14 protein-coding genes are annotated in these 13,338 nt (G+C 37.6%); all 14 read right to left on the reverse strand.

Annotation, left to right across the window (positions count from 1 at the left end):
- Positions 1–124: 124 nt before the first annotated feature.
- A complete protein-coding gene (locus Q0X89_RS02630) occupies positions 125–1,120 on the reverse strand; it encodes a sterol desaturase family protein (protein ID WP_297691055.1) in 996 nt (331 codons plus the stop codon).
- A gap of 111 nt (positions 1,121–1,231) precedes the next feature.
- Positions 1,232–3,466 (reverse strand): CehA/McbA family metallohydrolase, encoded by a 2,235-nt coding sequence (locus Q0X89_RS02635; protein WP_297691056.1) that lies wholly within the window; start codon positions 3,464–3,466, stop codon positions 1,232–1,234.
- 1 nt (position 3,467) lies between these two features.
- On the reverse strand, positions 3,468–3,890 hold the full coding sequence (locus tag Q0X89_RS02640; RefSeq protein WP_297691057.1) for a VOC family protein: 423 nt from the start codon (positions 3,888–3,890) through the stop codon (positions 3,468–3,470).
- Between the two features lie 94 nt (positions 3,891–3,984).
- Positions 3,985–4,329 carry a hypothetical protein gene (locus tag Q0X89_RS02645; RefSeq protein WP_297691058.1) on the reverse strand — a complete coding sequence of 115 codons (345 nt, stop codon included), beginning with the start codon at positions 4,327–4,329 and terminating at the stop codon, positions 3,985–3,987.
- 50 nt (positions 4,330–4,379) lie between these two features.
- The gene (locus Q0X89_RS02650) at positions 4,380–4,904 is read right to left on the reverse strand and encodes an N-acetyltransferase (RefSeq protein WP_297691059.1); all 525 of its coding nucleotides are present in this window, start codon (positions 4,902–4,904) and stop codon (positions 4,380–4,382) included.
- A 151-nt stretch (positions 4,905–5,055) separates the two neighbouring features.
- Entirely contained in the window at positions 5,056–6,105 is a 1,050-nt protein-coding gene (locus tag Q0X89_RS02655) for a proline iminopeptidase-family hydrolase (RefSeq protein ID WP_297691060.1), read from the reverse strand.
- A 99-nt stretch (positions 6,106–6,204) separates the two neighbouring features.
- Positions 6,205–7,335: an NAD(P)/FAD-dependent oxidoreductase gene (locus Q0X89_RS02660; protein WP_297691061.1), complete on the reverse strand. Its 1,131-nt coding sequence runs from the start codon at positions 7,333–7,335 to the stop codon at positions 6,205–6,207.
- Between the two features lie 44 nt (positions 7,336–7,379).
- On the reverse strand, positions 7,380–8,570 hold the full coding sequence (locus tag Q0X89_RS02665; RefSeq protein ID WP_297691062.1) for a nitrate/nitrite transporter: 1,191 nt from the start codon (positions 8,568–8,570) through the stop codon (positions 7,380–7,382).
- Positions 8,571–8,688: 118 nt separating this feature from the next.
- Positions 8,689–9,420 (reverse strand): DUF6090 family protein, encoded by a 732-nt coding sequence (locus tag Q0X89_RS02670; protein ID WP_297691063.1) that lies wholly within the window; start codon positions 9,418–9,420, stop codon positions 8,689–8,691.
- 79 nt (positions 9,421–9,499) lie between these two features.
- Complete coding sequence (locus tag Q0X89_RS02675) at positions 9,500–10,342, reverse strand: C-GCAxxG-C-C family protein (RefSeq protein WP_297691064.1); 843 nt, start codon at positions 10,340–10,342, stop codon at positions 9,500–9,502.
- Positions 10,343–10,481: 139 nt separating this feature from the next.
- Complete coding sequence (locus Q0X89_RS02680; RefSeq protein ID WP_297691065.1) at positions 10,482–11,378, reverse strand: alpha/beta fold hydrolase; 897 nt, start codon at positions 11,376–11,378, stop codon at positions 10,482–10,484.
- Positions 11,379–11,486: 108 nt separating this feature from the next.
- The gene (locus Q0X89_RS02685) at positions 11,487–12,044 is read right to left on the reverse strand and encodes a YdeI family protein (RefSeq protein ID WP_297691066.1); all 558 of its coding nucleotides are present in this window, start codon (positions 12,042–12,044) and stop codon (positions 11,487–11,489) included.
- 188 nt (positions 12,045–12,232) lie between these two features.
- The gene (locus Q0X89_RS02690) at positions 12,233–12,619 is read right to left on the reverse strand and encodes a GNAT family N-acetyltransferase (RefSeq protein WP_297691067.1); all 387 of its coding nucleotides are present in this window, start codon (positions 12,617–12,619) and stop codon (positions 12,233–12,235) included.
- Between the two features lie 210 nt (positions 12,620–12,829).
- Complete coding sequence (locus Q0X89_RS02695) at positions 12,830–13,276, reverse strand: hypothetical protein (RefSeq protein ID WP_297691068.1); 447 nt, start codon at positions 13,274–13,276, stop codon at positions 12,830–12,832.
- Between the last annotated feature and the right edge of the window lie 62 nt (positions 13,277–13,338).

Below are 13,338 nucleotides of genomic sequence, written 5' to 3' on the forward strand. Positions count from 1 at the left end.
TTTCATGTCATGAAAATCAGTATACACAAAGGTTAAGATTAAATTTGGCCTTTTCCGTAATCTGAGTTTTACGATTTGGTTAAGTAAGTGTTATGAAATCTTCCGAATATTTGCAGTTAGTTATCTAATCCTTTATTTCTCCTGACATCAGATACCTGTCGCGAATCAACCTGGCAGTTTTGTGATCACCTTTATGGTCCCATCCCGGGGGCATAACCATATATAAGAATTTGTTCTTGAGGCCGGGGGCCTTATATACATCTTTGAATAAGGCCACAATTTCTCCGAAATAGACATCCAGGAAATTCCCGGAGTCCATCTCCCTCGTAATTCCGTATTCAACTTTAACGGCCTTTTCTTCATCCTGGTATGTTCCAAAAACCCTGTCCCATATATTCAGCAGATTACAAAAATTGGTATCCATATAAAGCGGGTTGCGCGCATGGTGAACCCTATGGTGGGAAGGTGTCAGGATAAATTTGTTTAAAAAGCCAAGCCTGCCATCTTTTAAAAGGTTTTCACCAACATGAATAAACGCCCCATAGGTGCCGTCTATAAACATGATTAAAAACAAAAGCTCTGGTTGCACCCCCAGCAAAATACAAACTGTGGTTCGAATAGTATCAGCGTATGGTGCTTCTAAAAAGAAGTGTGCATAAGTAACGGTAAGGTTCATGTTTTCGGGAGCATGATGCGTTGAGTGCAGACACCAGAACAGCCGTACTTTATGGCCCCAGTAATGGTAAAGAAAATGCCCGAACTCCCAGACAATATAGCCATAGATAAACCAATACCAGGTTAAACTGGTTTGAAAAGGTGCCAGTTGCTGAAATAACCCAATACAAAAAGCTACCATGGCAATGGCAATAAACCTGCCTACAAACCTGTTAAAGATGTAAATAAGGAAATTGACTTTATATACCTTGGCCTGTGGGTTTTTATAGACCAGCCCCAGGATCAACTCAAGGATTACAAGCAGTGGAATTATGGGATAGATCAAAGAAACTATCCCATCGTAGGTTCTAAAGGCCTCATAATTCCCGGTTTTTAAAAGTTCCCAGACCTGAGATATCCCCAGGAAGTTAATAAGCTCGTTGTAAAGTGTTTCCAGAATCTCCATTCAAACGTTCTTTCCAATAAGTTGCGCATCTTAAAAAGGCCGATTTCAAGATACTGTTTTTAAACCAAATTGCAATTATTCTATCATGCTGTCAGACATGCCGGTCTATTTTTACCTTCTCTCCAAATCCTCTGCCCTTTTGATTATTTTTTCATATACACCCCTGCCCTCAGCAATAACCTCAAGCACTTCTTTTTTTTGATTTTCATCATAAAATAAGGCTTTGGTATTTATCCATTCAGACAAACGATCTATTGTCCTGATAAATTTTTCAGCCGGTTCGGCATAGCCAGTGGGCCTGTCTTTAAAATTGATATAAACCGGATTCGTATGCGCTCCTTCACAACGTGCGGCAATCCAACCAGAATCTTCCAGGGTAATCTTACCGGAAACTTCTGGACCACTTAAAACCACCTCTCCATTATAAACTATTTCAACGGGTATTTTCCCATCGGGGGTAAGCGCCCTGGCATCTATCTGAAATTGAACAGGACCAATTCCGGCATTCAACGTGCTTCCGGGATGCTCGCTATTCACTTTAAAGAATAGCATGGGACCGGTAGTTATAAAACTTTTACCACTTTGCAAGTTCCTTCTCCAGTTATCCAGCGTAAATTCCTCGTTCCCCAGATTAACATATACGCGTGGCGTATCCTTAATAGCCCAATCGGGCCCCGCTGTTGCCGGGATTTTAAAGCCACAATTCAGGATGTCATACCAGACATTCCTTTGTCCTCCATTACCGGCAATTTCGGCCATATGGATGTTTCCCAAAGCAATATCAACAGGCATCTCAAATCCGGTAGAAGGCCAACCGGTTCTGATCTGATCAACACCTTCTGTGAAATTACCGAAATGGGCAGCAATAGTTGTGGCGCCCTGTGCCACTGCATCCTCCAAAATATAGGCATTAGGAGGGTAGTCCGGACCACCTAATTCACCTAAAGCGCCAGTACTAATAGGTTGTATTAAAGACTTAAGCCCTAAAAAAGCAAGATGACCATAGGGATTGTTACGAAACTCTTCCCCATAGGTAATAATATGATCAGCTGTACTAAAGACATTCCTTTTGCCCATGGGATACTCATCTGCATAAATAGCATGCGTATCCCATTCACCTTTTAGGGTTAATATAGAAGAGACATGGAGGTCTTCGGCCTGCGAAATCAAAGGCCAGAATTTACTGAACTGAACAGGAATACCTATATCTGTGGTATGTATGTGTGTTTGCCCTGAGTACCATCCAAGATCAGGCATGTTAATCCATCGTTCCAAAGCGATATTGACATCTCCTTGTTCCGGCACCTCCACCATAGCCGGAATATATTCAAAGCCATGATAAATCCTGGCTAGTTTCCCAACGGGATTAACCCCCAGCTCAGCTTTGCCCCGTAAATAGAAATAGGGACCTGGTTGATATTCCCAAAGTGCGGTGCGCCAGCCCCATTCCATATTTCTACTCACAGCATATGAAGGCCCTATAATGGGAGTCCAATAATGATTTCCCACCTTGTCACTAACTTCTACCCTTGCCGCAATGGGCTTCCCGCTATTTTTGTCGGTAACTGAAAAATTGATAGATTCAGAAAAATCAATCTCTTTATCAATAGGTTGACTACTATAGCCTGGTACAACAACATGTGTAGGAATACTATCGGGTGTAAGCACATATGGTTTTTCAATCATGGGAATTCCATTAACACTGAGAAGGACATTAGCTTTCTCACCAACTTCACCACTGATGTGCAGGGAACTGGTTACTTTACCCACGCTTAGTGGAGACAATACCACAAAGGTATATCTGGAGGCATTGGCTTCTAGCGAAAATTGCTTAGTCCAAAATAAGATCTCATCACTATAGTCGCTTTTCATGCTGAGTTTTACCTTGGAATTTCTGTTGTTTTTTACTTCAACCAACACAACTTTAAAGTGCCCTTCCTGAACTTCAAAAAGTGGAGTTGCCCAATCGGATGTTATAGATTTGTCAACAATAAAACGAATTGCAGGTCCCTGTTTAACTAATTTAGAAAAGTACACCCGGCATTCATTTAACAGCTGCTTTTGTTTGGCCCTGGTCTTGCTTATTTGCTTCATTACAGCCTCTGCATTAATCAACAAATTTTGCTCATCGGTAAGATTACGTATCTCCCATGATTCAGTTCTTAGTTCGTGCCAGGTTTTAAAAATGCTAGCGGCAGTTGTGTCCTTAATCCGCATTAGTTGTATGGCCATGAGATAGTCATTTATCTCTTGCAGAGCAGGATCTGCATGACCATCATGAGCAAAGGCAGGAGGGCTAGAAGTAAAGGAAAGGAATAATGAAATTATAATTGCGGCTGTTTTCATCTTAGAGCTTATAAAATGATTTTTCATCGACCACTAATGTGGTTAGTTCAACGGTATGCCCGTCCGGGTCTTTGGTATACATAGAAAGGAAATAGTGATGATCCTGAATTGTAAATTCCAAATTCATTGCTGTATATCTATTTTTTGCCTTCTCAAAATTCTTGTTGGTAACATTAAACGCAAAATGATCTATACCAACGTTTTTGGATTTCTGATCTATGGGCTCATCGGTTTTTTTTGCGGGGAATAACGCAAGCCCGGTTTTGTTGGCCAGCATAAAAACAGGGAATGGCCCCCATTCTTTCAATTGATATTTTTTAAGCCCAAGGACATCCTCATACCATTTGACAGAAACCTCTATATCCGCAACACGGATAGCCACATGATCCAGAAAACTTATCTCAAATTCTTCAGCCCCGTTCATTTTATCAAGTTACACAAAAAGGATTACTTTATGATTTCTTTTCATAGCGCCTTGCAGATAATTCGGCTGTAATTAACTATGCTTGTCCTTCAGATTAAAACTTAAAAAAAGTTTGTATCACAACCAGTGCCAGTCCTATTAGAAATATAGTTGTAAAAATTAATTTGTTGTGTTTCGCTAACCAATTTGGAAGAAAAATATCGAAGTTGTCTTTTTGCGAATCCGAATATTTCCTTGCTAATACAGTCAATGGACAAAACATTTTGAATAGTAAAAGAACTATTCCTTCCCCAATAACGAATCCTATCCCAAGCCAGGTATAGATATTAATAATGCCCGTGATTCCTGAATATACCACATAGAAAATCACAACTACAAAGAATATCCAGATCAGCGTATGTGCCAGTTTTATGGCAAGAAGTTTATTGGAATGATTCATGTTTTATCCAAATCAAATGGCGTACAGGGTTTGCAAAAGCCATGGTGTTATCATTTCAAACTTTTGAGCATTGCTATAAATTTAAAGTGCTCTTTTCCTATTTGAAAATCATGATCTCCAATTTTTTCAAAGCCACTCCTGTTGTAAAAATTAATTGCCCGCTCATTACTTCCAAGAACAGAAAGCCAAATTTTTTCAAACCCTTTTTCACTTGCAGCGGCCAGTAAGTTATTTTGTAATTCCCAACCAATTTTCATGGACAGAAAATCCTTTAAAACATATATTTTTTGCAATTGACAGATGTTTGTGGAGGAGCTGAAATCTGTTGGGGAATTCAACTTTAGTTTTGCATATCCAACCGGGAGGTCATCTACCAAAGAGATCCAATAAACATTATCGGATTTTTCTAAACTAGTTCTGATTTTCTCTACAGAGAAAGTCCGGTTATAGTATACCAACAGATCGTTTTTATCTCTAAAGTAATGCCCAAATGTCTCCTGAAAAGTTACTCTGCCCAATAAGGCAATATATTCAGCATCGGTACTATTGGCGAATCTTATTTCAATTTTTTGCATTTCTTTATTCTGATGAATTCATTCATTTGTCTGGAGACGCTTTTGGGATTTTATTTTTTTATGGAATAGAAATTACGGCCTAATATGACTTGCAAAATTGTCACTACCATTAGGTAAGCCCTTAGTATCTCTGTCCTCTCTTGTTTAACCATTATTTGGACTTTTCCAGGTTTACATTTTTAATAAAATCAATTAAACCTTTAAAATAGATTTCTGCGTCATCGTACATGGCTAAATGACTGCCATTGGGGCAATGCAAATACTGTCCGTTCTGAACTTCTGAAGCTATCCATTCCATGTGTTTTGGATCCATGGTGTCATAAGCCCCACCAATGGCTAAAGTCGGAACTGTAATTTTTGAAAGTTCTGCTTTTACATCCCAATTCTTCAATTTTGCATCTCCCACCACTCCAAATTCACTAGGGCCTTGCATGGTCACATAGAAATCCATATTTACATGGGCAAATGCCCTGTTAACAGGATTAGGCCATTCTTCCAGGGGCATTCGCAATACATGTTTCGGATAATAGTTGTTATAAATTAACTCAGAATATCTTGGGTTGCTATAATCACCTTTTGCTTCCAGGCCCCTTATTTCTTCCAATACATCCGGCGGTAATTGCGGGCCAAGGACATCATTGGCATACGCAACATAATCCTGAATTGATGCCATCATGTTCGATATAATAAGACCTTTAAGGTTTTGCTGGTATTTTAATGCGTATTCCATGCATAAGATTCCACCCCAGGAACTTCCGTAGAGGTAAAAATTATCTGAGTTTAAACCAAGTACTTTTCTAACCTGTTCTACCTCATCTACATATCTGTCTACACTCCAAAGGGTACTGTCATTAGGCATGTCGCTATAAAAAGATTCGAGCTGATCATAATAGTAATATTCTATTTCAGCGTTTGGAAAGTAAGAATCAAAAACCTCCAGATATTCATGGGTAAAACCCGGACCGCCATGCAGCAATAGTACCTTCATATCAGGATTGTTTCCAATCCTTTTTGTCCAAACTTTAAATTCTCCGGCTGAGGTTTGAACTGGGACCATTTTTACACCCCCGCTTAATATATCATCCCGATTGGAATAATCCAGATAACTGCTTTTTTTGACACTTGCCTTTTGCTCTTCCTGTTTATTTGTGCAGCTTTGAAGGATTAGAAATACAAAAAGAATTAAGCCTAAATTTTTCATAGTGATTACGATTTTAATCAGTTTTCAGATTTAGCGCGCCTGTATAAAGGCAGTTATTGATAAATTTTTGAATAATGGATAAATAAATATAGGACTAATCTAATGAACAGAGTCGTTTTTTATACTTTTTAGGATTAAAGCTGAATCCTTTTTTAAAGTACCCAAAATACCCCCTAAAGTAAATTTGTCATAGCCGATAAAATACAAACCTTTTTGCTCTCCTTTGGCAACCTTTTTGGCAGGTTCCCCTGCATTATTCAGAACAGAATTCGTATTTTCAAGAAATTTAGTGATAGCGGGGTAATAACCTGTGGCTAAAATAACCACATCAAATTCTTCAATTTTATTATCGGCAAAGCGAATGCTGTTTTCATGAAATTCAAGGACATCTTTAAAAACTCTGATCTCCCCTTTTTTAATTTTGGCAATTGTCCCCAAATCTATTATTGGTGTTCTCCCATGCTCCTGAATAAGTATCCTCGGATGGGTTTTTGAAACCGGAAGCCCGTATTTTTGAATGTTACCAAAGGTTATTCTTCGCACCAGTGCTCCAATAATGTCACCTAACCGAAAAGGTAATTTAGCCAATTTTTGAGCGCTGAGTTGAATGGGCCTTCCTAAAAAATCTCTGGGGATAACCGCAATTTCACTTCTTACGGAAACACCTACATCTATTTTTGCCTCAGCTAAATCCAGGGCAATTTCCGCACCTGAATTCCCCATTCCTATAACTAAAACCTTTTTACCCTTAAATTTTGAGGGGTTTTTATAAGATGCGGCATGAAGTATTTCACCTTCAAAAATATCCTGTCCTTTCCAATTGGGAACGTTCGGAATTCTGTTTAAACCAGTTGCAATAATTACATTTTGAGCTTCAAATTTTTTTTGGTTGGCACATTCTATTTGCCACAAATCATTTTTCTTAATTACTGACGTTACCGTGCAATTAAAATGTGGTTTAATGTCAAATTGTTTAGCGTAATTTTCATAGTATTCTACCAATTGCTGCTTTGGAATATATTGCGGATAATCTAGCGGGAAATCCTGATGAGGCAGGCTCGATAAGGATTTAACCGTATGCAACAGCAGCCTGTCGTAATGGTTATGCCACTTAGACGCAATTTTATCGGTTTGCTCAAGTATCTCAAAATCCAGCCCTGCTTTTCTTAAGCGTCCGGCCACTGCTAAACCGGCAGGGCCAGCCCCGATTATAAGATTTTGGACATTCATTACGTCTGAGTTTGAAGCTTTGAATTTACTGCTTTTAATACATTTCAGGTTTTGTTGGGGGCAATTATTTTTTTCTTTTCATACAATGCTATCAAACCTAAAATTGGCCCTAATGCCAGTAGTGTATACATATAGGTTGCATTCATGGAATCCTGCAAAACATTCAGCAGCTGTATACTAATTATTGTTATTGCAAAACCAATACTGTTTACTATCGTTAGGGCGGTTCCAGTAATTTCCGCAGGGGCATTCTGAGCCACCAGTGTTGAGAAAAGCGGGGAGTCTGCAATTACAACCATTCCCCAAAAAAGAAGAAACCCAATAAACAAACTTTCAGATGTTGTCGCAAACATTAATGGAGAAACGAGACAACATGCGCATGATAAGAGTAATGCCGTGTAAGCTACTTGTTTAGTACCTGCAGTTTGTGATAGATATCCGCTAAACGCACAGGCCAAGCCGCCTATGCCTATAATCAGGAATGACCATAAGGGAATATTAAATGCTGCCCCAGCATGTACTATGCTATATGTCTTTAAGATGACAGGTACAAATGCCCAAAAGGCATACAACTCCCACATATGTCCAAAATAGCCGTAGGCCGCAGATCGAAATCTCCGATTTTGAAATACGTTGAAAAAAGCGGACAGATCTAATTTATTCCCGGGTTTTCTGTAGGGACCATCGGGAACCATAGTTAACATCAAGAAACCACCTAATACGGCAAGAAATGAACTTAGGAGCAGTACATATTTCCAATGAAATCCACCGGTCATTCCTTTTGCCAAATGAGGGAACGCAGTGCCAACTACCAACGCTCCAACTATGAAACCAAGCGACTTACCCAGTCCTTTTTCATAATAGTCCGCAGCTATCTTCATTCCTACAGGGTATATGCCTGCCAGAAAGAAACCGGTAATAAAACGAAGCAAAAGGATACTCGCTAAATTGTTTCCTTCCCAAATTACCAGCGCATTGAATAAGGAGCCGAGTAAAGCACAGCTAAAAAACACCTTTGAGGGTGAAAAACGGTCAGCAATAGTTAAAATGGCGAAGATTAGTGTCCCCAGGATAAATCCTAATTGCACAGCCGATGTTAAGTGCCCTAAAGCACTGCTTTTAAGGTTAAAAACCACCATAAGATCACCCATCACACCATTCCCTGCAAACCAAAGCGATATGCAGCAGAACTGCGCAATTACAATAATCGAAAGTATTAAGTTAGATTGTTTCACACTTGGTATCATTCAATTCCACAGACTAATACACTGGGAGTGGTGGATCGGATTAGTATTTAATTTAGCAAGCCTGACTGCCTTAGGCGTATTATTTATAACCATTGTTGTACTATCATTATTTATCCAAATATTGAATCTGATTATCGACTTGTTCCAATACTAAAGTCACATTTTTTCTAATATCATTATAAAGATCTTGCGTAAAATTTCTCAAAAAAATGTTCATCTTAACGACTTCTAAAAATTCCCTGTCATAGCTTAAGTCCTCATAATTTTTAGGTGTTCCGGAAACCCAAAGAGTGTCAATATCAATGTGTTTTAGGATTTGTGGATATAGTTGTTCCCATTGATATACATCATCTGTATTCTTTTCGATATTTTCCAAGTATACGTACTTTGAAGAATAGAGTTGAGCTAATGAATTTCGCAATGAATCATTTGATATCAAATCTAATCCAATAGATTTAAGGTTTTCCCAAGCACCGGTGTTCTCCGTGAATTCGAAATTACCAAAAGTGTTTCCAAAATGATATTTCAAAGAATCATTAAAAGGTAGTTTTGTTTCAAGAGCAAGCTTCACTATTTCATTTGAGCTAGTAATTTCTTTATTTCCTACTATACATCCATTTAATACGTCTAAATCTTGTTTTAGATTTCGTTGTATTTCGGATAATAAAATGAGTTCTTTTTCTTTTAAATGGAAGGCTTCGTTACTATTGTTAATCTTAAGTGCGATTAAAATTCCTATAACCACCAGAATAATTTCTCCAATGGCATAAAGCAGGTATTTACTCAATTTATTTTGTGTTAGAAGTTGCTGTCGGATTCGGCGAAAGAATTTGAGCATCGGCGGTTGGTTTGTCTAAAGGTATGATTTTTATACCACTGGAATGCTATAAATAATGCAGGCTAATATGCTCTTGTATTTATGCCTCAGCAAGGGTTTTAATGAGTCTGGCACAACCTCCATTTTTGATAAATTTTGTGTGATTATTTATGTTCGTAAACTGTTCTTCTGTTATATCCGAGCACAATATTTTTGAATCTGTTGTATGATAGAAGGTGTTTAAAATTCTTTTTGACCAGGAGTTTTTCAATGGTGATTTTTTGATTTCTTCCCTGCACCATTGAAGAGATTTCATCCAAATGGCAGCACTCAGCGCACCACATGCGGCACCACTTAAACCAAGTCCACCGGCAAAACCTGCAACCATAATCATTTCTTCTTCACCGGCACCCATTTTTCTCGCAACTTCTGTAGCACAGCTCAAACATTCTTTTTGTGAACCAGTTTCTTTATTGTATATACTGTCGTAAGCCGCTTTCACGGCTTCAGGAGCCCATTGTTCTGCAAGATCAAAACAATGTAAAAATCTTCCGGAGAAAAAATACTTTGCAAAACTCAATTTGCTTGAAAAGTCGCATCTTGTAATATCGTTGCAGTTTATGGTATGTTCTCTTTTTGAAAAAGACGCCATAATGTTTTGTGTAGCTTTCACTGCAACACTAATTGCCTCATTTTTATTTTCACAGATTCGATATGCTTCTGCGCCTATAGCCAAGGAAGCACCCCAAAGCATTCCACATTGATGACCTTTCTGCATAATGCCGCCAGCCAATACATCAGCCGCACGTTCTTCCAGTTCTCTTGGATGTCCAAACTCCCGATTTAAAATATAAAAAAAGGTACGTGAGCAAGTTCCTAGTTTTCTAAATACTTTTTTTCCGTCTTTAGGACCATCTTTGATATCATATACTTTGGAGTCCATTTATATGACCATTTATTTGAATCAAAAAAGGTACAAAGGCCTGAAGTCTAATTCTATGACCAGTATCAGTTTAGATAGAATTTTTAATTGGAGCAAACTGTTCGCATATGGAAGATTATTTCTGTTGATAAGAATAGTGTTATTCTTTTAAAATCATTTGATAGATTTTATCAGCAATCTCTTGTGCGTAATACTGCAATCCATTACTATGTGATCCATCTATTTCATAAAATTCCTTGGGATGATTTGCATTACTAAATATTTTACGACCAAGCTCAATGGGAACCATTTTATCCTCCTTACTATGAATGATTAATACTGGTTTTTGATTTTTTTGTATTTCTCTATCTGCCCGAATCCCAATTTTCACAAAGTTCCCAAAAAATCCAGCTTTATGCTTTGCTTCTTCTCTGAATGAAGAAAAAGCCCCTTCAATTACAATCCCGTCCATTTCTTGCTGACTGTTAGAACCAATAATCGATGCTAAATAACCACCATATGATTGCCCGTAAAGGATTAATCTACCATCATGGACACCATTTCCTTCGTTTATGTATTTAAGAGCTGAATATCCATCTTGTATTAAGTTCTCGTGTGTTGGTTCTCCTTCAGAACATCCATAACCACTATAGTCAAAAGTAAAAATCTGGTATCCATATTCAATAAGAGGGGTTATCAACTCATACTGGGTTAATAAATTTCCTGCACTACCGTGAAGATGCAGAATTGTAGCAATTGGCTTTACTTTTTTGGGTGTTAAAAGCCAACCATTTAACTTGTTTCCATTGGAACTAACAAAAAATTTGTTTCTTATTATATAATCTCTATTGATTACCTTATTGTATTCCCCTTCATATAGTATAATTTCCTGACTTTCTTTGGCATACTCGATATATGTGGTATCCTTTACAGAATCATAGCGGGTTAGTTCTTCAAAGGATTTTATTTGATTGGGTTTGTGGAAAGTGCTATTAAAAGAGCACGATGACAAAACAAAAACTGCAATCATATAAAATGTGGTTTTATAAAGACTCATATTACATTTTTCTATGCATTTTCAAATTTATGCCAGCGGTGAGCATATGAGCCGTGGAGGGCGCACATAGCACACTAAATTGCTTATATGCAATGTTAGCTATAGTTTTTATTTATCTGTTTTATTTAATAATTGACTTATTGTCTCTTTAACCCTATTTGCTTTAGTCACATCACGTTTTGCACTTTCGATCCACCAGATAATCTGTTTTTTACGAGATGGGGCTAGTTTTTCATACAATTCCTTTGCTTTCTTATTAGTTTTAAAAGCCTCTTTTAGTTCTCCCGGGATTTTCAATTGAGTTTCAATGTTGTCTAATTTATTCCATGAGCCATTCTGTTTTGCAATTTTTATCGCCTTTAGCCCAATCTCTGTCATTAATCCTTCTTCAATTAATCTTTTTACTCGTTTTTTGTTTGACGCGGCCCAGTTACTTTTTGCTTTTCTGGGGGTATACCTTTGCATGTGTTTTTCGTCATCAATTCTCTTTACAGTTGAATCGATCCATCCAAAACACAACGCTTCTTCAACAGCATCTTCATATTTTAGTGATTTCTTTTTTACTTTAACTTTATAGAAAATGAGCCATATCTCAGATTCTTTATTATGGTTTTTTTCTAACCACATCCTCCACTCTTTACGCGTATTAAAATGTTTTCTGAGCATAATTAAAGCTATGGAGTTGGCTAAGATACGCCTCGTCCCACCCCGTACCACCGGAGTATCATTAATAAACCACAAGTTAGCAATTATTCACCAGTGAGCGCAGTTGAAGGGTAGTCCAAAACGCCGTTCCTAGCGAAGCGAAGAGTGCAACAAATTTTCCGTATGCATTATTAACAAAAGTGTTTAATTCATTTTTTCATTGTGATGGTATTCACTTTGATAAATCCAAGCTTCTTATAAAATTCCTCTAAATCAGGTTTAGTGTTCAGAAATATTTCGTCAATCCCATCTAATTGTTTTAATAAATTTTTAACGATTACTTTTCCAAGTCCTCTCTTTTGATGAGTTGTGTCTACAATTATGTCATCGATTAAAGCTCGATAAATTCCATCGGATACTGCTCTCCCAAAACCGATCAATTTTGAGTTTTCTCGAATTGTTACAAATACAATCAAGTTTTCAAGCATTTTCCTAATGTCCTGATTTTGTCTTTTTGAAGCCCAGGTTGTTTGGGAAAAGAGATTTTTTAATTCGTTTTCTGAGGGTAATTCCGTTATGTTAATTTCAAATTTCACTACTCGGTTCAGTGATTATTGCTAACGCGTGGGCTATGATTTCGGGCTGGGTAAAGTGGGCTGGTGAGCTAAAAACGTTAACTTTTACCTCTGGCCAGTGAGCTGCCTTTTGAGCTTTAACTATTTTCAGGACAGGTATTGAAGTCAAATGTAGGAATTCCTCGTCATATTAGTCACTGAGCTGGGATTAATTATAGCCGATGTTGTTTACTATAACTTTTCATTCCAGGGTTTTATATAAAAGCCGGCTAGTTTTCCTTCTTTATTTAACACCGTACGCACCTCAACATCTGAGCTGGTTTCAAAATTGCCCTTAAATCTATATATCTTGTATTTATTCGCATCTGTACTTTCCATAAGGAATTCAAAACTCAAATCCTCATAATCACCAAATAGATTTTTAATTGTACCATAGGATTCTTTTTGTACTGATTCACTCAGTCCCTCAATCATTTGAACTGTAGCTTCGCTGTCGGACAAACTATAGTATCCACCATCCTTCTGCTCCGTAAGTATCTTGTCGGTTAGATTTTTTACGAGTTCAAATTGTTCTTTGTCCACCTTAGACTTGTCCACTTTTACGAAATCTGTTTTAGTTTGACAACTCACGGATGTTAACACAAAAAGGAGTATTACTGTATAAATTGCTTCTTTCATATCCTATTTTTTAAATTGTAACATGTATGCTATGAGCCGGGACGGCCCGGGACGCCCTGGAG

The sequence above is a fragment of the uncultured Eudoraea sp. genome (assembly GCF_947258525.1).
GTDB lineage: Bacteria > Bacteroidota > Bacteroidia > Flavobacteriales > Flavobacteriaceae > Eudoraea.